Below are 23,831 nucleotides of genomic sequence, written 5' to 3' on the forward strand. Positions count from 1 at the left end.
CTCCCCCTCGAGGGCAGGGGAATCGCATATGCGGAACAAAGATGGAATCTCGCGACGTTTGTTCTCGACGCGATTCCGATTTGTTCGCCGTTCGATTCCTCGAAAGAGTCCATATGCGATTGCCCTGCCCTCGAGGGGGAGATTGGCAGCCTCACTCCGCCGCCACCAGCTTGTCCTGCGTCTTGGTCTCGAAATCGCCGGCGTCGTGGCGTTCGTGCAGCTGCATTGCCGGGTCGCCGAAGGCGCGGTTGACCATGCGGCCGCGCTGCACCGTCGGGCGGGCGTCGATCGCCTTGGCCCAGCGCTGCACATGCTTGTAGTCCTGCACCGACAGGAACTCGGCTGAATCATTGTACATGCGGCCGAGCGCCAGCCCACCATACCAGGGCCACACCGCCATGTCGGCGATCGAGTAGCCCGCGCCGCCGAGATATTCGGTCTCGGCCAGCCGCCGGTCGAGAACGTCGAGCTGGCGCTTGGTCTCCATGGCGAAGCGGTCGATGGCGTATTCGAATTTTTCCGGCGCATAGGCATAGAAATGGCCGAAACCGCCGCCGAGATAGGGGGCCGAGCCCATCTGCCAGAACAGCCAGGACAAGGTTTCCGCGCGCGCCGGCTGTTCGGTCGGCAGGAATTCGCCGAACTTTTCCGCGAGATAAAGCAGGATCGAGCCGGATTCGAACACGCGAACCGGCGTCTTGCCGCCGCGGTCCAGCAGCGCCGGGATCTTGGAGTTGGGGTTGACGTCGACGAAGCCCGAGCCGAACTGGTCGCCATCGTTGATCTTGATCAGCCAGGCGTCGTATTCGGCGCCCTTGTGGCCGAGCGCCAGCAGTTCCTCCAGCATGACGGTCACCTTGACCCCGTTCGGCGTCGCCAGCGAGTAGAGCTGCAGCGGATGCTTGCCCACCGGCAGCACCTTGTCATGCGTCGGGCCCGCAATCGGCCGGTTGATGCTGGCGAACGTGCCGCCATTGGCTTTCTTCCAGCTCCAGACTTTCGGCGGGGTGTATTCGGTCATGCGAGGAATTCCTTGGGTTTGGCGGGGCGGAAACGACTTGCGCAACCGGCGCGAGACTGATGGCGGAAAAGTCGGCGGAACGTAGATACTGACAGAGATAGGTGCAATTCAGAAAGGTTCAACTTCCGTTGAACTATTATCAATGGTGGTGCCGGTTTTCCCTTCTCCCCTTGTGGGAGAAGGTGTCGCCGAAGGCGACGGATGAGGGGTGTTCCAGGGAACGCCGACGCCTCACTCCGCTGGAACACCCCTCTCATCCGTCTCGACGCTGCGCGCCGATCCACCTTCTCGCACAAGGAGAGAAGGGAAGAGCGCCCCTTGCGTCTCGTGCAGCGCGGCATACCTATAGAGGGTAATCCCCGCCCGCCAGGATGAAAGCATGCCCATAGATCCCCTGTCCCCGCTTTTGCGCTCCGTCGTCGCCGTGCGCGCCACGGTGCCCGACGACGCCTTTACGGCGAACGCTCTGGGCACACGCCGGGAAGGCAGCGGCGTCGTTATCCGCGGTGACGGGCTGGTGCTGACCATCGGCTATCTCATCACCGAGGCGGAAGAAGTCTGGCTGACCGACCAGGACGGCCGCGTCGTGCCGGCGCATGCGCTGGCCTACGACCAGGAGACCGGCTTTGGCCTGGTGCAGGCGCTGGCGCCGCTCGGCCTGCCGGCTGTTGCCTTGGGTGATGCCGAGAAAGCCAAGGTCGGCGACCCCGTGGTGTTTGCCGACGGCACCGGCCGCTCGGTCAAGGCGCATATCGTCACCAAGCAGGAATTCGCCGGCTATTGGGAATATCTGCTCGACGAGGCGATCTTCATCGCCCCGGCGCACCCGTCCTGGGGGGGTGCTGCGCTGCTCGGCCAGGACGGCAGCCTGCTCGGCATCGGCTCGCTGCTGTTGCAGATGAGCCGCAACGGCGAGGTGGCCGACATCAACATGGTCGTGCCGATCAACCTGCTGACGCCGATCCTCGACGATCTTCTGACGCGCGGCCAGGTGGCGAAGCCGCCACGTCCGTGGCTCGGTGCTTTCTCGGCGGAGTCGAACGGCGCCGTGATTGTGATGAGCGTCGCCGAAGGCGGCCCCGCCGCCAAGGCGGGCCTGCGCCAGGGCGACATCATCTCCGACGTGCGCGACGGCGAGGTCGACGGTCTCGCCGATTTCTACCGCAAGCTATGGCAGAACCCGGCTGGGTCGGAGATCCCTCTCAGGGTGGTACGCGACGGCCGCGAAACCTGGCTCAGGGTGAAATCGGCCGACCGCAACAGCTTTTTGAAGAAGCCGCATTTGCAGTAGGGCTCCCCCTTCTCCCCTTGTGGGAGAAGGTGTCGCCGAAGGCGACGGATGAGGGGTGTTCCAGGGAACGCCGACGTCTCATTCCGCTGGAACACCCCTCATCCGTCTCGGCGCTGCGCGCCGATCCACCTTCTCCCACAAGGGGAGAAGGGAAGGCGCCGCCGCCACCTCAATCCCCACATGCACTGAAAGCCGTCGCAGCATCCCACTCCGCGAAAGGCACAACCCGGCCCTCCACCGACACGGTGTTTTCCACCTTGCTGCCGTCGTCCTGCGTCTTCACGCTTGTGCCCTTGCCGGTCAGCACATCGTAGGCGCAGCTGCTGGCGATCTTGTCCGTCTGGAACTGGAAATAGTCATAGGCCACGCCGGCGACGATGAAGGCATCGTTGCGCCAGGCGATGGTCAGCGTCATGTTGGTCCGTTCGCCGGCGCCGATCAGCCCCGGCATGGTGAGCTTGATCGAGCCGTTCGGCAGCGCGCTCAGCTCCGGCTCGATGTTGGAGCCCTCATAGTGCGGCTGGTCGTAGTCGTTCCATTCGCCGTTGATCTGCTGATGCACGATGCCGGCGGGTTTGAGGAAATTGTGCTCCTTGTCCCGCAGGAAGAAATGCATGTCCATGGCATTGTCGGGCTCGGTCTCGACGATCATCGCCAGATCGGGGGCGCCATCGCCGTTGAAGTCGCCGGTGAGCGCCGTGATGATCTTCTGGCTTTCGATGGGTTCGGCGAGCGCGGCGGTCGGCAGCAAAAGCGCCAGGCTCAACAACAGCGATCGCATGGCGTGTCCCCCGAATTGCAGCCTTGCCTGGCGCGACGAGCAGGGAACCTGCCATGGGCGTCGGCTGCGGCGCAAGCCAACTCCGAAATACGCTAGGGGGTTATCGACGCTGCTGACAGAAACTGGCATCGACAGCCGATAGAGCCGGTCCGGCAACAAACGAGGTGATGATGGCGCCGTTCAAGGTCGATCCGCAAAAGGTTCGCGAATTTCCCGATCCGGAAAGTTTCTATGCCTGGCTGCGCGAGAACCACGCCGAGGAGAGCGACGTCTGGATCAAGGTGCACAAGGTCGGCTCCGGCCTCGCCTCGATCACGCCCAAACAGGCCATCGACGTGGTGCTGTGCTTCGGCTGGATCGACGCCATACGCAAATCGCTCGACGACAAGAGCTTTCTGCAGCGCTACACGCCGCGCGGCAAGAAGAGCATCTGGAGCAAGATCAACATCGACAATGTCGCTCGTCTCATCGAGGAGGGGCGCATGACCGAGCACGGGTTGCGACAGGTCGAGGCGGCCAAGGCCGACGGCCGCTGGGACCGCGCCTATGCCTCAGGCAAAGACATGAAGATCCCCGACGATCTGCAGGCCGCCATCGATGCCGAACCTGAGGCGAAAGCGATGCTGGCAAAACTCTCCGCCCAGAACCGCTTCGCGCTGGCGTTTCGAACGCACAATATGAAGACCGAGGCGGGGCGCAAGAAGAAGATCGAGGCTTTTGTCGAGATGCTGAAGCGCGGCGAGACGATCTATCCGCAGAGGAGGTGAGGGGCTCGCCCGCCCCTTGATAAGCTCGCGCTTGAGCACCCCCCTCTGGCCTGCCGGCCATCTCCCCCTCAAGGGGGGAGATTAGCACTCAATGGCTTTCGCCAATCACAACCGTTGCGAGAAGGGCATCATCGGCGGAGCTGCCAATCTCCCCCCTTGAGGGGGAGATGTCCGGCAGGACAGAGGGGGGTGTGACGGAACTCGACCTCTCTCACCGACTGCTTGCCATTCATGCACCGCACCGCACGATGATTGCGCTCCCCACGCCTAATCATTCGATCTCACTCATGCCATCTTCGATGGAATGATCGATATGGACCAAGGACCCCGCCAATGACCACTCCCACGCCCCATTCCGGCAAAGTCGCGCTCGTCACCGGCGGCAATCGTGGCATCGGCCTGGAGACCGGCCGCCAGCTGGCGGCGCTCGGCTTCACCGTGCTGCTCGGCACGCGTGACCTGGCCAAGGGCGAGGCGGCGGCAAGACAGCTCGGCGGCGAGGTGGAGGCCATCGCGCTGGATGTCGCCGCACCCGACGCGGCGGTCCTTGCAGCGGCCGAAATCGAGCGCCGCTTCGGCCGGCTGGACGTGCTCGTCAACAACGCTGCCATCCATTACGACCCGCGTGCGCGGGCGCTAAAACCCGACTGGACGGTGATCCGCGAGGCCTTCGAGACCAATGTCTTCGGCGCCTGGCGCGTCGCTGCCGCCTGCGCGCCGCTGCTTGCCACCTCCGGCCATGGCCGGCTGGTCAACGTCTCCTCCGAGGGCGGATCGCTTGCCACGATGGGCGCCGGCGCGCCGGCCTACTCGACCAGCAAGGCGACGCTCAACGCGCTGACCTGCATTCTCGCCGCCGAATTGCGCGGCGCCGGTGTGCTGGTCAACGCCATCTGCCCCGGCTGGGTGGCGACCGACATGGGTGGTCCCGGCGGACGTCCGGTGGCGCAAGGGGCTGCCGGCATCGTCTGGGCCGCCACCTTGCCGGATGACGGCCCGACCGGCGGCTTCTTCCGCGACGGCAAAAGGCTGCCGTGGTGATTGGCTGATCAGGCTTTCCCGTTCGGCCCCCACGCCATGCTACGAAAATAGCATTCTCGCCACGCGAAATCTGATGCTAGGCTTCGCGATGCACCCGGGCGGAGGGGCGCAACAGGAGGAGTGGCGGGCGCGACAGCCCGATTTTCAGCGAGAACCGGACGGAACTGTTGAACCATTGCAAGGCTGCCGCGTTTCCCGGCGTCGGCCACAAGGGAGGAACCCACCTGTGAAAGCATCCTATCTCGTCTCCGCCGCGCTTCTTGCGGCGACCGCCATGCCCGCGGCAGCGGCCGAAATTTCCGACGGCAAGGTCAAGATCGGCATCCTCAACGACCAGTCGGGCGTCTATGCCGATTTCGGCGGCAAATGGTCGGTCGAGGCCGCCAAGATGGCCGTCGAGGACTTTGGCGGCAAGGTGCAAGGGGCACCGATCGAAATCGTCAACGCCGACCACCAGAACAAGCCCGACATCGCCTCCAACATCGCCCGCCAGTGGTACGACACGGAGCAGGTGGACGCGATCATGGAACTGACGACATCCTCGGTGGCGCTGGCCGTCCAGGGGCTGTCCAAGGAAAAGAAGAAGATCGACATCGTCACCGGCGCCGCATCCGCCGACCTGACCGGCAAGCAGTGCTCGCCCTATGGCTTCCACTGGGTCTACGACACCCACTCCCAGGCGGTCGGCACCGGCGGTGCGCTGGTGCAGCAGGGCGGCGACAGCTGGTATTTCATCACTGTCGATTATGCCTTCGGCTATTCGCTGAAGGAGCAGACCTCAAAGGTGGTTGAAGCAAGCGGCGGCAAGGTGCTGGGCGAGGTGCGTTACCCCCTGGGTTCGACCGACTATTCCTCCTTCCTGCTGCAGGCGCAGTCCTCCGGCGCCAAGGTCGTTGGCCTCGCCAATGCCGGTCTCGACACCTCCAATACGATCAAGCAGGCGGCCGAGTTCGGCATCGTCGCCGGCGGCCAACGGCTGGCGGCCCTTCTGTTCACCCTTGCCGAAGTGCATGGGCTCGGCCTGCAGGCCGCACAGGGCGTGGTGCTGACCGAAGGTTTTTACTGGGACCGCGACGACAAGAGCCGCGAATTTGCCGACCGCTTCTTCAAGCGCACCAACCGCATGCCCAACATGGTCCAGGCCGGCACCTATTCGGCGGTGCTGCAATACCTGAAGGCCATCGACAAGGCCGGCACCGACGAGACCGAGGCGGTCGCCAAGCAGCTGCATGAACTGCCGGTCGACGACGTCTTCACCGCCAACGGCAAGGTGCAGGCCGACGGCGCGATGGTGCACGACATGTATCTCTACCAGGTCAAGAAGCCTGAAGAGTCGAAGAAGGACTGGGACTACTACACCTATCTGGCGACCATCCCGGGCGACAAAGCCTTCATCAAGGCCGAAGACAGCGGCTGCCCGCTCGTCACCAAGTGACGACGGTAGAAGCCGTAGCTGTCCAGTCGGGCGGCACAAAGGACACGTCGCGGGTGGTGCTTTCCGCCCGCGGCCTCAGGCGTGATTTCGCTGGTTTCGTCGCCGTCAACAATGTCGACCTCGACGTCCATCACGGCCAGATCCATGCGCTGATCGGGCCGAACGGCGCCGGCAAGACGACTATCTTCAACCTGCTGACCAAATTCCTGCAGCCGACCAGCGGCCGGATCGAATTGTTGGGCAGCGACATCACCCGCACGCCTCCGGCCAGGGTAGCGCGCATGGGCCTCGTCCGCTCGTTCCAGATATCGGCGATCTTTCCGCATCTGAGCGTGCTCGACAATGTCCGCGTCGCCCTGCAGCGACCGAGCGGGCTGGGCTTCCAGTTCTGGCGCTCGCTGGCCGCACTCGACCAGTTGACGCCGCGGGCGCGCGAACTTCTCGCCATTGTCGGCCTCGACGATGTCGCGCATCGTCTGGCCGGCGATCTCTCCTATGGCAGAAAGCGCGTGCTCGAGATCGCCACCACGCTGGCGCTCGATCCGAAGGTGCTTTTGCTCGACGAGCCGATGGCCGGCATGGGGCACGAGGATGTCGGCACGATTTCCGGCATCATCCGTTCGCTGGCCAGGGACCGCGCCGTGCTAATGGTCGAGCACAACCTCACCGTCGTCGCCGATCTTTGCGACTGGATCACCGTCATGCAACGCGGCCAGGTGCTCGCCGCCGGCGACTACGCAACGGTGAGCACGGACGAGCGTGTCCGCATCGCTTACATGGGGACCGAGCATGAGTGAGCCGCTGCTTGCCGTGCGCGATCTCCACGCCTGGTATGGCGAGGGCCATGCGCTGCACGGCGTCAACCTCGATGTCGTCCGCGGTGAGACGGTAACGCTGCTTGGCCGCAACGGCGTCGGCAAGACCACCACCTTGCGCGCCATTATGGGGCTGGTTCGCAAGCGCAGCGGCAGCGTCACTTTCGACGGCGGCGACCTGATGCGCCTGCCGCTGCACCGCGTCGCCCATTGCGGCATCGGCTTCGTGCCGGAGGAACGCGGCATCTTCGCCACGCTGACCGTCGACGAGAACCTGATCCTGCCGCCGGTGGTGGCCAAGGACGGCATGAGCGTCGAGGAGATATTCGATCTCTTCCCCAATCTGAAGGAGCGCCGCAACAGCCCCGGCACGAAACTCTCCGGCGGCGAACAGCAGATGCTGGCCATCGCCCGCATCCTGCGCACGGGCGTGCAGATGCTGCTGCTCGACGAACCGACCGAGGGCCTGGCGCCGGTCATCGTCCAGCGCATCGGCGAGTTGCTGGCGACCCTGAAAAGGCGCGGCATGACCATCCTGCTCGTCGAGCAGAATTTCCGTTTCGCCGCCCGCATCGCCGACCGCTTCTATCTGATGGAGCACGGCAAGGTGGTGGAGGGATTTGCCGTAAGCGAGCTTTCTGCTCACACGCAACAGCTGCACGAGGTGCTTGGGGTATGACGCCATGACGATGATCTTCGGCGTCCCCGTCCAGGCGCTTCTCGGCCAGATGCTGGTCGGGCTGATCAACGGCTCCTTCTACGCCATGCTCAGCCTTGGGCTGGCCGTCATCTTCGGCCTGCTGCGCATCATCAATTTCGCCCATGGCGCGCTCTACATGTTCGGCGCCTTCATCGGCTATCTGATGCTCGTTCATCTCGGCATCGGCTACTGGCCGGCACTGGTCCTGGTGCCGCTCGTCGTCGGCGTGTTCGGCATGGCGGTCGAGCGCCTGGCGCTGTCGCGGCTCTACCGGCTCGATCCGCTCTACGGCCTGCTCTTCACCTTCGGCCTGGCGCTGGTCATCGAAGGCGTGTTCCGCTTCTACTACGGTGTCTCCGGCAACCCCTACGCCGTGCCGCCGCAGCTCGCCGGCGGCACCAATCTCGGCTTCATGTTCCTGCCCAACTATCGCGGCTGGGTGGTGGTGGCTTCGCTCATCGTCTGCATCGGCACCTGGCTCTTGATCGAAAAGACCAGGCTCGGCTCCTACCTGCGCGCCGCGACCGAGAATCCGGAGCTGGTCCAGGCTTTTGGGGTCAACGTGCCATTGCTGCTCACGCTCACCTACGGGCTGGGCGCGGCCCTTGCGGGGTTGGCCGGCATCCTCGCAGCACCGGTCTACCAGGTCAGTCCGCTGATGGGCTCGGACCTGATCATCGTCGTCTTCGCTGTCGTCGTGGTCGGCGGCATGGGCTCGATCCTCGGCGCCATCGTCACCGGCTACATGCTCGGCCTCGCCGAAGGCCTGACCAAGGTCTTTTATCCCGAGGCATCGAACCTCGTCGTCTTCGTCATCATGGCGATCGTGCTTCTGCTGCGCCCCGCTGGCCTGTTCGGAAGGGATGCCTGAGATGAGCGAGGCGACCCTTCACGAGCAGCGCACCGCCGCTTCCGTTCGGCTTGAGCGGGTGCTGATAGCATTGGCCATACTGGCCCTCATCGCCGCGCCCTTCTTCGTCTACCCGATCTTCCTGATGAAGATGCTGTGCTTTGCGCTGTTTGCCTGCGCCTTCAATCTTTTGCTCGGCTACACCGGGCTGTTGTCCTTCGGCCATGCCACCTTCTACGGCGCGGCCGCCTATTTCTGCGCCTACGCCGTCAAGGACTGGGGCTGGCCACCGGAAGCCGGCATCCTGCTCGGCACCGCCGGTGCGGCCGTGCTCGGACTGGTCATGGGCTTCCTCGCCATCCGCCGGCAAGGCATCTATTTCTCGATGATCACGCTGGCGCTGGCGCAGATGTTCTACTTCTTCTGCGTCCAGGCGCCGTTCACCGAAGGCGAGGACGGCATCCAGGGCGTACCGCGCGGCACGCTGTTCGGCGTCATCGACCTCAACGTCACCCTCAATATGTATTTTGTCGTACTCGCCGTCTTCCTCATCGGCGTCTTCGCCGTCTGGCGCATCGTCAATTCGCCCTTCGGCATGATCCTGCGTTCGATCCGCGAGAACGAGGCCCGCGCCATCTCGCTGGGCTATTCGGTCGGCCGCTACAAGCTCGCCGCCTTCGTCATGTCGGCAGCGCTCGCCGGGCTTGCCGGCGCCACCAAGGCGATCGTTTTCCAGTTCGCCACGCTCACCGACGTCACCTGGCAGATGTCGGGCGAGGTGATCCTGATGACGTTGCTCGGCGGTATCGGCACCATGGTCGGTCCCGTCGTCGGCGCCGGCCTCGTCGTCGGGCTGGAAAACACGCTCGCCACCTCGGGTTTCCCGGTGACCATCGCCACCGGCCTGATCTTCATGATCTGCGTGCTGGTCTTTCGCCGCGGCATCGTCGGCGAGATCTACGCGCGGTGGCTGGCGCCCGCCAGCGCCGGCCGCGATCAGTAGGTGATGGTCACCACCACCGTGTCAGTATAGACGCCGGCCGAGGGCGTGGTCTGCGGCGGCACGCGGCCGTAGACGGTGAGGGGCTGCGCGGCGCCGGTTCCAGTGCCGGCGACCGTGCTTCCTGGCGTTCCCGCATCGCCCCAGGGCTGCGTTCGCGCATTGTCCTTGTAGAGACCGTACGTCACCCGCTCGGCGCCCTTCGACATCTTGCGGTTAGTCGGCGTGCCGCCTGTCGTGCCGCCGTTGAGCGACACCGTATAGGCGGTCGACGGGGTGCAGGTGACCGAAACCTGGCCGGTGGCGTCGACATTGGCGTCGAGCACGCCCTTGGGGCCGAAATCGATGTTCTGGGTGGTGACCAGGCAATTGGCCGCAACGGTGGCGTTGATGGTGAACGTCGGAGAGGTGGCCAGGGTGCCCGCGCCGGTGTTGCAGCTGCTGCCCAACAGGGTTGTCCGGTAGCGGAACTCGACCGGCCCGGTCGAAAACGTCGAAAGATAGGTGCCGGGCGGAACGGTCGCCTGGCCACCGGGAACCCGGCCATACAGCGTCAAGGTGCCGGACGAGTTGCCCAGCAGACTGGGGCTCAGCGTCAGCGGCGGCGGGCGCGAGGCATAGGCCCAGGCATAGGAGCCCCAGACGACGCTCATCGCCGGGTCGGAATAGATCTGGTAATCGAGGCTGTTGGCGCCGCTCAGCATCTGCCTGGCCGCCGCCGAGCTTGCGCCGCCGGTGCCGGCGGCGAGATGCGGACAGACCAGGATGGGCAGCAGCAACGGCAAGCTGCCGCTGCAGGTCACGCTGAGCGTGGCCGTCGATGTCGCCGCGGTTCCCGGCAGCGTGTCGACGGCGCCGAAATTCATATTGGTGACGGTAAAGGTGCAGGTTTGCGCCAGGGCAAGCGACGGCAGCAGCGTCAGGAAAGCGACGATTGCGACGCGCAGCATTTGGCCCGGCATTGTCATTGGCACACCACGTCCTTGATCGTCACTTGCCGGCCGCGCACCGCCTCGAACGGGAACGTCGCCCGGCACGAACTGCCGTCGCCGCGATCGACCAGCACTGAATTCTGCCGGGCGAGGCCCTTGATGTAGGCCTGCCCGTCATAGCCGACGACGAAGTCTTCGGTGCCGCCGTCGACACGCCCCGACAGTCCGGCTTCGAGCGGCGTGCCGCTCGCATCGACCAGCGTCACAAGGGCTGCCTGCGCCGCCTCCGACACGCCGAACTTCAGCACCACGCCGTTGCGGTCGGCTGGGACGACCGTCTCTTTGGTTGTCGGGACATCGGCATCGACGGGCAGGTTCTTCGGGTCGATCGAGACCGTGTTCAGTTCATAGGAGTTGAGCCCGGTGACCAGGATGCGGCCTTTGCTGTCGGTCTTTCCGACCGGCCTGTTCTGATGCAGCACCTCGACGTCAGGCGTGCCGACATCGACGACGGCAAAGGCATCGTCGATGCGGTTGGTGGCGAACACGCCGCCGCCCGCCACCGCGATGGCCCCGTCCATCTGCCCGGTCACGCGAAAATCCTTGTCGAATTGCTGGGCGCCGGCTTGGAAACGCGCAAACGGCGCGTGATAGCTGACGGCTGCCGAGCGGTTGGGCGTTTCACCTTCCGAGGTACGCAACTGCCAGCCGATGCTGCCGTCCTCCGCCCGTTCCGACTTGGCGAGGTCGGCAAAGACATTGAGGCCGTCAGGCCCTTGCTCGACGCCTGTCGAAGCTGTGATGTCGTCGTTGAACGGGATCGAAATCCCGGCGAACACGCCATAGCTGCTGTCGTCGTCGAGATCGGCAAAGGCCGTGGCATAGAGCGTGCTGCGCTTGAAGAGCGCCTGGCTGTAGGAGAGGCCGACGATCTGGTTGGTATCGCCCTCGGCGCTCTTCAAATGGGTGTAGGAGAGGTTGAGGCTGGAGAAATCGAGCGGCATCGGCACGCTGAGCGTCACCTGGTCGACCGCGCGCGGCACGCCGGCGCTGAAACGAGTGAAGTCGTCAGGGTCAAGAACCGGCTGCGCCGTCACCGAGGCGATGTCTTCATAGCCGCCGAAGGCCCGCTGCATGTGCGCCTTGATCGCCCAGCCGTCATAGCCGAATTCGACACTGGCATCGGCCAGCGAGCCTGTGCGCCCGTCATGATGGCTGCCCGCAACAGCCATCGACGCCGCACCGTAAGGCCCGAGTAGGAAGGCCGCACCAATGCCGCCATTGATCAGGTCGGCACCGCCCTCGGCATGGGCTTCCAGCGTCAGCTTGTCGCTCAGTCCGTAGCGCGCCGTGGCGACGCCCATGACGCGCCCGTCATAGTCGTCGGAGGAGATGCCGAAATTGCGCCGCGCCATGCCCGCCTCGACGGAGAAGTCGAGCAGGCCCTGCCGCAGCAGCATGCTGGAGGCATAGAACGGCAAGGTTGCGGTGGTCTCGCGCCCGAGGCTGTCGCGCAGCACCACCTGCGCCTGCCCGGCGCCGGTGAACACCGGCAGATTGGTGACCTGGAACGGTCCGGGCTGGATATCGCCGGAATAGGTGCGCACGTTTTGCGTATAGATTTCGAGTGTCGACGGCACCGCCGCCGTGCCGCCGAAGGAGGGCAGGGGCAATGTCACCAGATCCGAGCGGAGGCTGAAATTGCGCTGCGCCTGGATACCGCCGAGAAAGACGGGCCGCGTCCATGACAGTCCGCCGGAGACGAAGTCGCCGGCCCGGTAGGTCATCAGCCGGTCGGGGTCGGAATAGCTCCACGTCGTGTTGAGCCTTGTGAAGCCGCCGAGCCTGCCGTCGGAATAGCCGGCGATGAACGACTGGCTGAGCGTTCCATAAGGGCTGAACACACGCGTGTCGAAGCCGCCCGAGACGCCCTGGAACAGTTCGTTGTCGCCGTCGAACAGTGTGTTGGAGCTGGCAAACAGCGAGTAGTTGAGCACCGCGCCATAGCCCGATTGCGGCGCCGGCCGGTCCTGCAAGCGCAAGCCGAGATCGACGATGCGCGCCTCACGGCTGTCATTGGCGGCGGTGACGTAGAGGCGCTGCGCCACTTCATCGATCTGAAACGAAACGTCGGCCAGCTGGTCGAGCCTGACCAGGCCGCCGGCGTCGGCAGCACCCTCCGGCGGCTTCAACCCGACGTCCTTCAGCTCTTGCGGCGTCGCCGCCAGGCCGCCATCCGCCATCTCGGTGAAATTGCCGATCAGCTTGGTCGAAACGTCGTTGATGAACACCTCCAGATAGAGGCTGCGGCCGGCCGGCAGAACAGGATCGGGCGCTTCAGGGTTCGTCACGGCTGGCAGCTCTTGCGAGTTCACTGCCGGGCAAGGTGTGAAAGTCGCGAGCGCGACGACAATCGCGGTTCTAGCGGCCCTTGACGGCAACTTTGGCATCGAAGGGTCCAAGATCGCTCTGTGCCTTCAAAAGCACGGAGCCCGCGGACAGTGATTTGCTGCTGCCGATCGGCCACTGCATGGTCGCGCCGCCCAGCACATAGCCGACAAGCCCGTTGCGGTTGCCGAGCTTCTTGGCGCCCTGGGTCAGCGTCAGGTTGGACAGGCGAAAGCGGCTCTCGCCGCTGTTGCTGGCGGTGAGCATCAGGCTGCCGCCATTGCGCGAAAGGCTCCACGCGATCGCCGGCGCTGCTGCGTCGGCGTTGCGGAAGAACACCGGCACCGAATAGCGCAGCGCAAGCGCAACCGTACCGGCCCTCTTGCGAGATGGGTCCGGCAGTTCGTCGACGATGACGCGGTAGCTCTCCTCGGCCCGCACCGGCGCCTTCGAGACGCGCACGACGCGAACCACGTATTGGGCACTGGGTCCGAGCTTAGTCGATGGCGGGCTGGCGACCACGTCCGTGGTTGGCGTCAGCGTCTCGATGCCGCCGGACTGGCTCCATGCGAAGACCCTGATCTGCACATTGATCGGCCGCTTGGTGTCATCGTTGCTGAGGTTGAGAACCGCCGAGGCGTCGGGCGCGATCAGCTCGAGACCTGTCGGCGCCACTCTCAGCGAGGCAGCGTGTGACGTCCCAGCGCACAGCAACAGAACAGCCGTGGCGCCGATGCATGAAAGCATGGATCGCATGATCGTCCTCGTGTTGGTATCGATGGTCAGTACGTTATGGTGATCGAAACGGTGTCGGTGTAGAGGCCCGCCGCCGGTGTCGTCTGTGGCGGAACGCGCCCGTAGACGGTCAGCGGCTGGATGGCGCCGTTGCCGGTTCCGCCGACCGTGTCGGTGGGGATCGTGATGCCCCAAAGCTGCGTCCGGGTGCTTTCCCTGTAGATGGTGTAGTCGATCGTCGCCGACGCTGGCCCGGTCATCTTGCGAACCGCAACCGTTGCGCCCGTGCCCGCTCCGGCGCTCAGACCTACATTGTAGGATTTGCCGGTCGTGCATTGCACGTTGATGGTGCTGGTCTGGTCGACATTCGCATCGATGACGCCGTGCGAGCCGAAATCAAGATCGCTTGCCGTCTGCACCTTGCATTCGTCGATAATGGTGATGCGGACATTCATGCTGCCGGTCGCCGTCGCGGCGATCGCGGGCAGGGTTGGAAGCAGCGACGCTCCCAGCAGCAGTGCGTATTTCAGCAATCTCATGCCTGTGTTCCTCCGTCGGGGCAGATCGTTCCTCGCAAACAGTCTTGACCCGGATTTCACCCCTGCAGCTCCTCCCGCTGCAAGCTTCGCAAAGACATCAGCGATATAGGCAATGTCAAAAGCGAGCTGCACCATGATTATTACAACTTAGGTTCGGATATCATAGATGAATAACCTCAAGGAGGTATCAGATAATTTTGGTTAATATTTCGTTAAGATGGGTAAAATCGACATTTTTTGAAAGTGAAAATTCGGTTGTCGATAATTTATTTTAGCTATTTTGCTGAAACGGCGAAAATGCAGGCTGAATCATCTTGATTTGATAGAGTCTGACTTGTTGTCTCTTATTGTCGATTATTTCGCGGAGGATACCGACGCCAAGCGGCCACCGCCGTCGGCGCCCGCTGGTCGCATAGCCCAAAACGCTGTTCCGACCTGCCCAAGCCTGGCAATCGCGCTGCCAGGGCCGCATTCGCCAAAACCCTGTTCCGCCCAGCCCAAGCATCGCCGTCCCGGCTGAGATAAATCCACCGCCGTCGGATCGCGGGAGACACATGCGAATCGTTCTGGCCATGCTCGCCCCGGTTTCCTGCGGCAGCACATCGGCCGTGCGGGAGATGCGCTTGTTGTCCCTTGGAGCCATGGTCGCACAGGCGGCAGCAGCGCCGACCGACTGCCAGACGTCAAGAAAACGGAAGAACGATGAAGAAGATCTATGAAAAGCCAACCCTCGCAAAGCGCCAGAAGCTGTCCTGCGTCACAGCGGTTGTTGTGTCAGGGCCAATCGAAAACGGCAGCTGACGCCTTCGATCGGCATCGAACCACTGCGGACAAGGAGAACGACCATGGATCAGCATGCGAACCCGTCACCGGGCTTTCGGCACAATCCGGGCAAGGTGATCACCGTCGATCCCTTCAGGGGGCGTGTCGTCGTGTTTGCCAATGGCGTCATCATCGCCTCGTCGGCGAAAGCCAGGATCGTGACCGAGCCGCCTTATCCCTTCAGCTTCTACATCCCGTTCGAGGACATCGATTTTCGCAAGCTGGAGAAGACCGACCTGTCGACCGAGTGTCCTTACAAGGGCATCGCCAGCTACTGGAACGTGCTGCCGGCGGCCGAATTCGGCAACGACGCCATGTGGGCCTACGTGCAGCCTTTCGACGAAATGGCGGCAATCCGCGACCACGGCGCCTTCTATCCCGACAGGGTCACCATCGACGCTGCGCCGCGCTGAGCGCGGGCAGCGATTTTCATGCTGGCCAACGCTGCCCTCGGGCCGAACCGGAGGACGTTTTGGTTTCGCATCGGCGGCGTGCCGACAACGAAGACAATACGGTCATGGACGAAAAGCAGAGAGCCATCCTCGACGAGATCCCGCGTCTGCGGCGCTATGCGCGCTCGCTGCTGCGCGACCGCGATTCCGCCGACGATCTCGTCCAGGACTGCCTGGAACGGGCGCTGCTGCGTCTGGACAACTGGCAGACGGGAGAGAGCCCGCGAAAATGGCTGTTCACGATCATGCATCATCTGTTCATCGACCAGATGCGCAAGGTGAACCGGCGTGGCGAAGCCTCGATGCTGCCGCTGGAAGCCGGCGAGGTGCAGGCCTCTCCCGCCGACCAGCTGGAGAACGTCGCCGCGCGCGAGATCATCGACGCGCTGCAGGCGATCAGCCCTGACCGCCGCGCCGCCTTGACCATGGTCGCCATCGAGGGCTTTTCCTACGCCGAGGCCGCAGAAACGCTCGGCGTGCCGGCCGGCACACTGATGTCGCGCATTGCGCGTGGCCGTGAGGAACTGCGCGGTCTGCTCGAGGACAGTGCGCGCCGCCGCGCCATAAGGATCGTCGAACCCGGGCCGGGCCGGGCAACTCCAATCAGGGCGCCCATGGCATGACGAACCCCGATCGCATGATGAAGCCTCGCGGCATGATCCGGCACCATTGCAGGTCTTGCGCCTCGTACGCGCACGCATCCGGTAACGGATTCTTGTCTGCTTGCGTGTATAATGGCGCCGATGGGGTGGACGAAACCAGGGCATGGCTGAAGAGAAAAAACGCAACGGCGAGTTCTGGGCGCTGGCGCTCGAATGCGCTCATCTCGGCGTATGGGACTGGGATATTTTGAGCGGCGATTGCTTCTATTCGCCGACCTGGTCGCACATGCTGGGTTACGAGGATGGCGAACTTGCCAACATCAGCGATCTCTGGCTGAAGCTGACGCATCCCGACGACCGCGAGCGGGCGCTGGCCAGCGGCGAGCGCCACATTGCCGGCCTGACCACGTCGATCGAGACCGAGCTGCGCCTGAAGCACAAGGACGGCCACTGGATCTGGGTGCTGGACCGCGGCGGCATTGTCGAGCGTGACGCGACAGGCAAGCCGGTCAGACTGATGGGCGTCCAGACCGACATCAGCCGGCAGAAAGAGGCCGAAGCCGAACTGGAGCGGGTCAATGTGCGCTTCCGCCTGGCGCTGGCGGCCAGCGGGACCGGCATCTGGCATCACGACATCGACGCCAACAAGAGTTTTTGGGACGCCCGCACCAGGGAGATTTTCGGCCTCGTCGCCGACACGGACGAGGTGACCGCCGACCTCTGGCACACCTATCTTCACCCCGACGACAAGGACGCCACCGAGCGCGCCCATCTGGCGCCGCTTGCGACCGACGCAGTCGTCGCCTCGCAATACCGCATCGTCCGGCGAGACGGCGAAATCCGTCATGTCGAATCCCTGGTGCGCTTCATCGCAGCCCCAGACTCTGCGGGCCAGATCCTCGGCACCGTGCGCGACATCACCGAGGACAAGAAGCGCGAACGCGAACTCGCCTACGCCGCCCACCACGATGCTCTGACCGGCCTGTTCAACCGCGCCGCCTTCGACCGGCTGCTGGCCGAACACATCGCCACCGAGCGGGTTCTGCCGCTGGCGGTGTTCTATGTCGATCTCGACTACTTCAAGGCGCTCAACGACTTTGCCGGCCACGCCGCCGGCGACCTGGCGCTGAAGGGCGTCGCCGCCGGCATAGTGGACTGCCTGCCGGCTTCGGCGCGCGCCGCGCGCCTCGGCGGCGACGAGTTCGCGCTGCTGGTGCCCAGTTGCGAACCGGCCGAGGCCGAGGCGCTGGCCGTCGCCATTCTTGCGGCCGTGCGCGACGCCGATCTCGGCCTGCCGGTGACGTCGCGCAGGCTCGCGGCCAGCATCGGCATCGCCTTTGTCGACGACACCACCACGACGGTGGCCGATGCGCTGGCCTGCGCCGACGACGCCTGCTACGCGGCCAAGGCCGCGGGGCGCAACCGCTTCGCGGTGTTTTCGGCCGACGCGGCGTCGGGTTCCGGCGGCCTCAACGCCGCGCGCGTCGCCGCCGACACGGTCGACGCCATGGACGACGGGCGGTTGAAACTGTTCGGCCAGGAAATCCATCTGCTTGGCAAACCCTGGCGCGAGAGCCGTCATGTCGAAGTGCTGGCGCGGCTTGTGGGCAAGAATGGCAAGCTGATCCCGCCGGGCGAATTCATTCCGGTCGCCGAGCGCTTCGGCATAGCCTCGCGGCTCGACCGCTGGATCATCAGGACCGCACTGTCGCAGCATGGTCCGGCCATGAAATCGGGCGCCATCACGCTCGGCTTCAACCTGTCGGCGCAGACGCTGAGCGACCCGCTGCTGTGGGATTTCGTCGATGCCGTCATCGCCGAGACCGGGGCGCCGCATTCCGGCATCGGCTTCGAAATCACCGAGACCGCCGCCGTCACCAATTTCGACGCCGCCGAACAGTTCGTGCGCAAGGCGCGCGAGCGGCAATGCCGCGTCAGCCTCGACGATTTCGGCGCCGGCATGAGCTCGTTCGAATATCTCAGGCGCTTTCCTGTCGATCAGATCAAGATCGACGGCTCGTTCATCGAAAACATCGCCCAAAGCCGCTTCGACCGCGAGATCGTCTCGGCCATAACAGGCATCGCCAAAAGCCTCGGCTGCGCGGTGGTGGCCGAAAAGATCGAAGAGCAGGCCGCGCTCGACATTCTGCGCAACATGGGCGTCGCCTATGGCCAGGGGTTTCTGCTGCATCGGCCCGAGCCGCTGGAGGCGATCGTCGCAAGGGCGAGCGCCGAGGCGCCGCGCAAGCGGTTCGGCTGACGCGGCCGAGCCGTTACCGAACCGCCCGTTGAGGTGCGTTCCTCAGCTCAGCCGGCCTCGGCCTTTTCCTGCTTGCGTTGTGCTGCCTCCTTCTTGCGGCGCAGCACTTCGTCGGTGCCGACGAGATTCTTCGACCCGCCGGAAATCGAGGTCGAGACAACGGCGGGCGGATCGCTGGCGGGAAAGCTGTCTTCCAGGCCCGATTGCAGCTGTTCCTCGAGCGTATCGGGATTTTCGGAGCGACCCTCGGTGCGGCGCTCGCCAACGGCCTCGACATCGCTCTTGGAGTCGGGGTGATTGCGGGCTTCTGATATCGTCGACACCACCAGCTCGATGGCGAACTCCTTCATCGCCTCGGCTTGCGGTTCATCGACCTCAAAACCTTCGATCAGGCGGATCAGCGACTTTTCCACGTCGCCCAGTTCCTTGGCGCCTTGGCCGCGCGCCAGCCGCTGGGTGAGCGAACTGATCAGCACGGGGCCAAAGGTCGAGTAGGCTTGCTGGCGCGTCGCGTCAACTTGCTCGGGATGAAGTTTTTGCAGGGACATGGGTTCGTGCCTCCGGTCAAATCAGCTCGGACAGCCGCTTCTGCGGTTGGTCCTCCCATAGGAAACAGAGGGGAAGGCAAGAGGTTCCATGCCGTCGTCGACAGGGCGGCCGAGGTTCAACTCCACAGCGACGCCATGGTCAACGACGCTTCGAAGATCTGCTCCCTGTTCTGGTTCAGCATCTTGACGGTGATTTGCCGGTGCTCGCCCTCCGGCATCTCGTCGCGCGCGACATCGTGCAATATCCGCAGCGCCTCGGCGCCCGCACGCTCGCGGCTTGGGAACAACTGCCCCTCTTCATCGATCTGGTTTTCGGTGTTGTAGAGATCGAAATAGAACCGTTCCATGGCGCACGCATCCTGTATGAAACGCTAAACCCCTGTCCGCAGCCATGGTTCCATCCGGCTGATTCTCAAACAGATTTCTCGCCGTTGCTGCCGGGCGCCAACGCCCGCCATGCCGGCTGAGTGCAACCGCACCCGATCTCCGGCGTTGAGCCACAGCAACCGATCCCGGATGGAAGAAACCCCTCAATGCTAGAATCGCTGTATCTGAACCTTGGCCAGCATGACGCCCTCTCGGAAGAGGAGAAGGGGCTGCTCGCCGGCGCCATGACCGTCGAGCTGGATTTTGCCACCGGCCAGGACATTGTCTCGGAGGGATCGAGACCCGGTTACAGCACGCTTATCATCGAAGGGCTGGCCGCACGCTACAAGGTGCTCGAGGATGGCGGCCGGCAATTCACCTCGTTGCAGGTGCCCGGCGATTTCGTCGACCTGCACGCCTTTCTGCTCAAGACCATGGATCATGGCATCATCGCCTTGTCGCCATGCCGGGTGATCGCCGCCGACCACAGCCGGCTGCGCGCCATCACCGAACAGGCGCCGCATCTGACCCGGTTGTTGTGGCTGGACACGCTCGTCGACGGCGCCATCCACCGCGAATGGATCGTGGCCATGGGCCGGCGCTCCAAGACCTCGCATCTGGCGCATCTGGTGTGCGAGTTGTTCATCAGGCTTCAGGTGGTCAAGCAGACCAATGGCATGAGTTTCCGTCTGCCTTTGTCGCAAGCCGAACTGGCCGACGTACTAGGGTTGTCCGTCGTTCACATGAACCGCGTCATCGGCGCGCTGCGCCGGGTCGGCGTCATTGGCTGGGTCAACCACATGGTGACGATTCTTGACTGGCAGCGGCTGGTGGAAATCGCCGAGTTCGACCCGACCTATCTCAGCATGAACCGCGAGCCGAGATAGGTCATCGGCGTTCCGGGGCCTGCAACCCGTCAGTTGGCCTTGGAATGATGCCCGTTCAGCGACGCCAATTCGTCGAGCATGGCAAGGGCGGCGCTTGGTTTCGCAGGCTTGAGCAAGCCCTGCTGGGCGGCAGCATTCTTGAAAGCGGCAAAGGCGATGGCCGGGCGGCAAATGCCGTTCAGCGCGTCATCCACCAGTCGGACGGCCGCCTTGTAGGCCTGAGCGTCCTTGTTTTTCCACGTCCCGCCCAGCGCCTTCTTGGCGTCGGCGATCGACGACACCGTCATCGTGCTGCAATCCACGAATTTGATCGTCAGGGGAAGAAACCGGCTCATGAGAAATTCACCATCCGAACCATTCGCGCGTCCGCCACAAAAGCCCGGCGAAAGGCGCGGCCAGAAAGGCAGCTGCACCCAGAACGAGAATGGGATTGTTTGTTGATATCGACTTCATGCATAGCCTCCGGAAACGGGATCGCCATAAACGGGGAAACCGCGAAGTGGTTGCAGGCTTGGGCGGGCTACATATTGCTTGCCGGCCGGATGGGTTGGCGTGGCCGGTAGGGCGGTCGCGACTGCGACTTCAACGGGATGTCGGCGAGCGAGTTGCGGATCGGCCTGAACAGTATTTGTGGAGATGCGGCGCGCCGGCGCAACACTGTGGCCGACAGTTTGGCAATCAGATTTCGAACGTCCATGGACTCCTCCTGTAGAGTCCCCCATGCGCGATCCCTAGCATCTCGCGACAGCTGCCCGCATTTAACTTTGATATAGGCAGGACGAATATGCGAGACGTCGCAGACGCTGCTGCAACCGGATGAGTTTTCGTGCATTCTTGTGCATGGCCATGACGCTTCGCCCCGACACGCCGGCAAAATGCTGCTCTTATTGCGGTTCGCGCGAACATGACTACGAGGATTGCCCGAAACGCAAAGCCGATGCCGAGCGGCAGAATGAAGGGCTCGCCGATCCGGAGCAGCATGCCGGATTTGAGACCGAACAGACCCCTTGAATCTTCGCGCTATCGAATCCCGGGGTTGGCGCATGCCGATTCGTGTATCGAGTTCGGCACGCCTGCGGCCGCGCCAAACTGAGCTAGCGCAGCATGTGAGGTTCGCGACCTACCTGGGCTCGAACAGCTCGATCACGTTACCGGACGGGTCTTCACAAAGAATCTGCCGCCCGCCCGGACCTTCGACGATCTCGTTGCGGAACCGCACGCCGGCCTCGCGCATCTCCGTGACGATCGCCGGCAATTCCTGGACTTCGAGCACAATGCGGTTCCATCCGCCCGGCTCGGGCGTCCGGCCGTCCGGCATCGGCCTGGCGGCCGACGCCATGGGGCCGGCGAGCCAGAGCGAGAGGTCGCCTCGCGTCAGGATGGCCATCGCCGGACCGAACTGCTGCTTCAGCGCGAAGCCCAGATGGCTCGTATAAAACGCGATGGACGCTTCGACATCGCGGACCAGATACCGGACGGACACCATCCGCAGGCTCCCTCACAAACGCCCCTCTCGAGAGATAGCTGGCGGGACAAGTCGCGGCAAGCCGCCGGCGCACGTTTCGCGGGCGCCTACGGTGCGATCGCGGGTTCCTGGCCGGCAGAGCGTATCTCTGTCACGAAGGCCATCAGCAGTTCCATCCCCGCCGGCCAGTCGCCCAGCCCGCTGTCGCTGTTGATATGGCCGAGCGGCCCGGCGTTGTGCAGCGCGCTGCCCCATTGCCCGGCCTTCGTCCTGGCATAGCCATGCGGGTCGTAGGGATCGTCGGTGCTGGCGACGATCAGCGAGGGGAAGCGGAGCGGGCGGCGCCGCGTGTCGGCGAAGGGGCGCCCGTAGGCAGGGAAGACCGGCGATGCCGGATCGGGAACCGCAACCAGAAACGCGCCGGCGATCTCACGGCTCGACTGCAACTGCCAATGCGCCACCAGCAGGCAGCTGAGGCTGTGGGCGATGAGGACCGGCGGCGCTGTTGCCTGTGACACCGCGGTTTCCAGCGCGGCCAACCAATCGTCGAAATCCGGCAGGTCCCAGCTCGCCGGGCTGAAGCGGCGCATCGCCGGATCGGCCTGCTGCCAGCGTGTCTGCCAATGGGCCTCGCCCGATCCGCCGCTGCCCGGCAAGATGATGAAGTCGGTCATGAAAGGTCCTGTCTCCCGGTGAACGATGCCGGCCAATTCTAGGTCTTCTCCTTGCCCGCGGAATGAGAGATCATCGGAAAGCAGCGAAGAATTCCGATGGATTGAAGGTGCTTATGGCAAATGGCGATTACCGGCCGCGGCTCGACCCCACCGACATTGCGATCATCGAGATCATGCAGGAGGATGGCCGCATCGGCATTTCCCAACTCGGCCGCCGCGTCGGCCTGTCCCAGCCCGCAACGTCGGAGCGGGTGAAGCGGCTGGAGGAGCGCGGCATCATCGCCGGCTACCGGGCGGCGATCGATCCCGCCGCCCTCGGTCTCGGCACCATGGCCATGATCCGCCTGCGCACCACGCATGAGCACATCCAGACCTGCCTGAAGAAATTCGCCGCCATGCCGGAAGTGGTCGAGGTGCTCAGGGTGACCGGCGAGGACTGCTTTCTCGTCAAGGTCGTCGTCCCGTCGCCGCCCGACCTGGAAAGCATCGTCGACGCCATCGGCCGCTACGGCGCGGTGACGACCAATGTGGTGCTGCGGGCAGAGCCGCCGAAGCGGCTGGGACGGGAACTGATGACGAGGGCATGACAGTTCGGAACTTGCGCCCAGGTGCCAGCAAATCGAGCGCTTCAGCTTCGCCGCCTTGCAGCGCGCCAAACCCTCGGCTGCTTCAGGATCAGCGAGTGCGGGAGGATAGAGGCTTTCGACATAAAGTAACTGTATTTGCCTGAGAGCATGCCGCTTTATCGTCCGGGTATAAGGCAGCCGGGTCAATACTGTTCTTGTCTCTTTGAGTTTTTGATAAATCCAATAGAGCGAAAAGAGTGATGAAGGCGATGCCTACAAGCCGCGTTCTTGCGACAGCCATCCTGCTGGCAGCGTCAGCTGTTACGACCTTCCCCGCTGAGACAAAGTCTGAAGAGACTTTCGAGACGATGCAGACAAAGGTGGGACGCCTCTTTGATGCCAAGGATTGCGATGGCGCTTGGCGGCTGCTTTGGGAAAACCGCGCCAACAACAAGATCCAGCCGTATGTGCTTTTGTCTTCGCTTGCCGTTGCTGGAGAACACCCCTGGCAGCCAGCCAATGACATCGAAGACGGTGAGATTGCTTTCAAATACGCGGTCCTGGCCCATCGACACGGGCAAATTCTTAGCCTGAATGCACTTGGGAAATTGGCAGACCAATACGAACAGGATTCGTTATCTCTTCCGTTGATGGTGGTCGAAGGCTTGGTTCAGCGCCTGATTGCGAACAAGGAAAGCAGATACTACGATCCGTCCTTCGAAACGTGCAGAAATACACCACCGGGATTTGATCAGGGCGTCGACAATTTTGACATCTGCTTTGGCAGGTTGCTGGACAAGATCGATACTTCAGACATCACTGAAACGGCGATGAGTCCGAAGGATGCGCACATTGAGTGCGCCAACAAAAACGTCCTGAAGGGATTTTACTAGG

27 protein-coding genes are annotated in these 23,831 nt (G+C 63.6%); 15 read left to right on the forward strand and 12 right to left on the reverse strand.

The features are described from left to right. Nucleotides 1–151: 151 nt before the first annotated feature. Nucleotides 152–1,021 carry a glutathione-dependent disulfide-bond oxidoreductase gene (yghU, locus tag AC1DZ8_RS13995; RefSeq protein WP_477309406.1) on the reverse strand — a complete coding sequence of 290 codons (870 nt, stop codon included), beginning with the start codon at nt 1,019–1,021 and terminating at the stop codon, nt 152–154. A 379-nt stretch (nt 1,022–1,400) separates the two neighbouring features. Between yghU and AC1DZ8_RS14000 the strand changes: the two genes are divergently transcribed. Then, on the forward strand, nt 1,401–2,312 hold the full coding sequence (locus tag AC1DZ8_RS14000; protein ID WP_477282085.1) for a S1C family serine protease: 912 nt from the start codon (nt 1,401–1,403) through the stop codon (nt 2,310–2,312). A gap of 169 nt (nt 2,313–2,481) precedes the next feature. Here the strand turns inward: AC1DZ8_RS14000 and AC1DZ8_RS14005 are convergent, their stop codons facing one another. Beyond that, nucleotides 2,482–3,093, reverse strand: a complete 612-nt coding sequence (locus AC1DZ8_RS14005; protein WP_477309405.1) for a hypothetical protein — start codon at nt 3,091–3,093, stop codon at nt 2,482–2,484. Between the two features lie 170 nt (nt 3,094–3,263). On the opposite strand from AC1DZ8_RS14005, the gene AC1DZ8_RS14010 reads away from it, so the two are divergent. From AC1DZ8_RS14010 to AC1DZ8_RS14040, 7 genes are all read left to right on the forward strand, one after another. Then, a complete protein-coding gene (locus AC1DZ8_RS14010; RefSeq protein WP_477309404.1) occupies nt 3,264–3,860 on the forward strand; it encodes a YdeI/OmpD-associated family protein in 597 nt (198 codons plus the stop codon). 333 nt (nt 3,861–4,193) lie between these two features. Further along, nucleotides 4,194–4,901: an SDR family NAD(P)-dependent oxidoreductase gene (locus AC1DZ8_RS14015; protein WP_477309403.1), complete on the forward strand. Its 708-nt coding sequence runs from the start codon at nt 4,194–4,196 to the stop codon at nt 4,899–4,901. Between the two features lie 226 nt (nt 4,902–5,127). Beyond that, nucleotides 5,128–6,336, forward strand: coding sequence for an ABC transporter substrate-binding protein (locus AC1DZ8_RS14020; protein ID WP_477309402.1), 1,209 nt, complete (start codon nt 5,128–5,130; stop codon nt 6,334–6,336). After that, on the forward strand, nt 6,333–7,133 hold the full coding sequence (locus tag AC1DZ8_RS14025) for an ABC transporter ATP-binding protein (RefSeq protein WP_477309401.1): 801 nt from the start codon (nt 6,333–6,335) through the stop codon (nt 7,131–7,133). Before AC1DZ8_RS14020 ends, AC1DZ8_RS14025 begins: the two co-directional genes overlap by 4 nt. After that, nucleotides 7,126–7,830, forward strand: a complete 705-nt coding sequence (locus AC1DZ8_RS14030) for an ABC transporter ATP-binding protein (RefSeq protein ID WP_477309400.1) — start codon at nt 7,126–7,128, stop codon at nt 7,828–7,830. The genes AC1DZ8_RS14025 and AC1DZ8_RS14030 overlap by 8 nt, the downstream gene beginning before the upstream one ends. Before the next feature lie 4 nt (nt 7,831–7,834). Continuing rightward, nucleotides 7,835–8,722 (forward strand): branched-chain amino acid ABC transporter permease, encoded by an 888-nt coding sequence (locus tag AC1DZ8_RS14035; protein WP_477309399.1) that lies wholly within the window; start codon nt 7,835–7,837, stop codon nt 8,720–8,722. Between the two features lies 1 nt (nt 8,723). Continuing rightward, on the forward strand, nt 8,724–9,704 hold the full coding sequence (locus AC1DZ8_RS14040) for a branched-chain amino acid ABC transporter permease (RefSeq protein ID WP_477401058.1): 981 nt from the start codon (nt 8,724–8,726) through the stop codon (nt 9,702–9,704). On the opposite strand, the gene AC1DZ8_RS14045 is transcribed toward AC1DZ8_RS14040, so the two are convergent. Genes AC1DZ8_RS14045 through AC1DZ8_RS14060 form a run of 4 tightly spaced genes read right to left on the reverse strand, consistent with a single transcriptional unit; the run spans nt 9,698 to nt 14,295 of the window. Continuing rightward, entirely contained in the window at nt 9,698–10,651 is a 954-nt protein-coding gene (locus AC1DZ8_RS14045) for a Csu type fimbrial protein (protein WP_477309409.1), read from the reverse strand. The two genes, AC1DZ8_RS14040 and AC1DZ8_RS14045, sit on opposite strands and share 7 nt — an antisense overlap. A gap of 14 nt (nt 10,652–10,665) precedes the next feature. Next, a complete protein-coding gene (locus AC1DZ8_RS14050) occupies nt 10,666–13,083 on the reverse strand; it encodes a fimbria/pilus outer membrane usher protein (protein ID WP_477309397.1) in 2,418 nt (805 codons plus the stop codon). Continuing rightward, the gene (locus tag AC1DZ8_RS14055; RefSeq protein WP_477309396.1) at nt 13,055–13,777 is read right to left on the reverse strand and encodes a fimbrial biogenesis chaperone; all 723 of its coding nucleotides are present in this window, start codon (nt 13,775–13,777) and stop codon (nt 13,055–13,057) included. The genes AC1DZ8_RS14050 and AC1DZ8_RS14055 overlap by 29 nt, the downstream gene beginning before the upstream one ends. A gap of 26 nt (nt 13,778–13,803) precedes the next feature. Then, a complete protein-coding gene (locus AC1DZ8_RS14060; protein ID WP_477309395.1) occupies nt 13,804–14,295 on the reverse strand; it encodes a Csu type fimbrial protein in 492 nt (163 codons plus the stop codon). Between the two features lie 845 nt (nt 14,296–15,140). Here AC1DZ8_RS14060 and AC1DZ8_RS14065 point away from each other — a divergent pair. The 3 genes from AC1DZ8_RS14065 to AC1DZ8_RS14075 all read left to right on the forward strand — a co-directional run bounded on the left by AC1DZ8_RS14065 (nt 15,141) and on the right by AC1DZ8_RS14075 (nt 18,431). After that, a complete protein-coding gene (locus AC1DZ8_RS14065) occupies nt 15,141–15,530 on the forward strand; it encodes a DUF427 domain-containing protein (protein WP_477309393.1) in 390 nt (129 codons plus the stop codon). A gap of 104 nt (nt 15,531–15,634) precedes the next feature. Continuing rightward, the gene (locus AC1DZ8_RS14070) at nt 15,635–16,192 is read left to right on the forward strand and encodes an RNA polymerase sigma factor (protein WP_477309408.1); all 558 of its coding nucleotides are present in this window, start codon (nt 15,635–15,637) and stop codon (nt 16,190–16,192) included. Between the two features lie 142 nt (nt 16,193–16,334). Next, the gene (locus AC1DZ8_RS14075) at nt 16,335–18,431 is read left to right on the forward strand and encodes an EAL domain-containing protein (protein ID WP_477309392.1); all 2,097 of its coding nucleotides are present in this window, start codon (nt 16,335–16,337) and stop codon (nt 18,429–18,431) included. Between the two features lie 47 nt (nt 18,432–18,478). Here the strand turns inward: AC1DZ8_RS14075 and AC1DZ8_RS14080 are convergent, their stop codons facing one another. Continuing rightward, on the reverse strand, nt 18,479–18,979 hold the full coding sequence (locus AC1DZ8_RS14080; protein WP_477309391.1) for a hypothetical protein: 501 nt from the start codon (nt 18,977–18,979) through the stop codon (nt 18,479–18,481). Nucleotides 18,980–19,095: 116 nt separating this feature from the next. After that, a complete protein-coding gene (locus AC1DZ8_RS14085) occupies nt 19,096–19,326 on the reverse strand; it encodes a DUF6894 family protein (protein ID WP_352593112.1) in 231 nt (76 codons plus the stop codon). A gap of 186 nt (nt 19,327–19,512) precedes the next feature. On the opposite strand from AC1DZ8_RS14085, the gene AC1DZ8_RS14090 reads away from it, so the two are divergent. Next, nucleotides 19,513–20,232 (forward strand): Crp/Fnr family transcriptional regulator, encoded by a 720-nt coding sequence (locus AC1DZ8_RS14090; protein ID WP_477309390.1) that lies wholly within the window; start codon nt 19,513–19,515, stop codon nt 20,230–20,232. 29 nt (nt 20,233–20,261) lie between these two features. Here the strand turns inward: AC1DZ8_RS14090 and AC1DZ8_RS14095 are convergent, their stop codons facing one another. Both AC1DZ8_RS14095 and AC1DZ8_RS14100 read right to left on the reverse strand, forming a co-directional pair. Beyond that, nucleotides 20,262–20,645 carry a DUF982 domain-containing protein gene (locus AC1DZ8_RS14095; protein WP_477309389.1) on the reverse strand — a complete coding sequence of 128 codons (384 nt, stop codon included), beginning with the start codon at nt 20,643–20,645 and terminating at the stop codon, nt 20,262–20,264. Nucleotides 20,646–20,752: 107 nt separating this feature from the next. Next, nucleotides 20,753–20,929 carry a hypothetical protein gene (locus AC1DZ8_RS14100; protein WP_477309388.1) on the reverse strand — a complete coding sequence of 59 codons (177 nt, stop codon included), beginning with the start codon at nt 20,927–20,929 and terminating at the stop codon, nt 20,753–20,755. A gap of 143 nt (nt 20,930–21,072) precedes the next feature. Here AC1DZ8_RS14100 and AC1DZ8_RS14105 point away from each other — a divergent pair, with 143 nt between their 5' ends. Beyond that, nucleotides 21,073–21,243: a hypothetical protein gene (locus AC1DZ8_RS14105; RefSeq protein WP_477309387.1), complete on the forward strand. Its 171-nt coding sequence runs from the start codon at nt 21,073–21,075 to the stop codon at nt 21,241–21,243. Nucleotides 21,244–21,352: 109 nt separating this feature from the next. Here the strand turns inward: AC1DZ8_RS14105 and AC1DZ8_RS14110 are convergent, their stop codons facing one another. Together AC1DZ8_RS14110 and AC1DZ8_RS14115 are read right to left on the reverse strand one after the other, a co-directional pair. Then, nucleotides 21,353–21,718, reverse strand: coding sequence for a VOC family protein (locus AC1DZ8_RS14110; protein WP_477309386.1), 366 nt, complete (start codon nt 21,716–21,718; stop codon nt 21,353–21,355). Between the two features lie 86 nt (nt 21,719–21,804). Next, nucleotides 21,805–22,371: an RBBP9/YdeN family alpha/beta hydrolase gene (locus AC1DZ8_RS14115; RefSeq protein WP_477309385.1), complete on the reverse strand. Its 567-nt coding sequence runs from the start codon at nt 22,369–22,371 to the stop codon at nt 21,805–21,807. Between the two features lie 113 nt (nt 22,372–22,484). Between AC1DZ8_RS14115 and AC1DZ8_RS14120 the strand changes: the two genes are divergently transcribed. Together AC1DZ8_RS14120 and AC1DZ8_RS14125 are read left to right on the forward strand one after the other, a co-directional pair. After that, complete coding sequence (locus AC1DZ8_RS14120; protein ID WP_477309384.1) at nt 22,485–22,958, forward strand: Lrp/AsnC family transcriptional regulator; 474 nt, start codon at nt 22,485–22,487, stop codon at nt 22,956–22,958. A 239-nt stretch (nt 22,959–23,197) separates the two neighbouring features. Continuing rightward, nucleotides 23,198–23,830 (forward strand): hypothetical protein, encoded by a 633-nt coding sequence (locus tag AC1DZ8_RS14125; RefSeq protein ID WP_477309383.1) that lies wholly within the window; start codon nt 23,198–23,200, stop codon nt 23,828–23,830. Nucleotide 23,831 lies beyond the last annotated feature (1 nt).

Source organism: Mesorhizobium sp. P2_F7 (assembly GCF_056403695.1).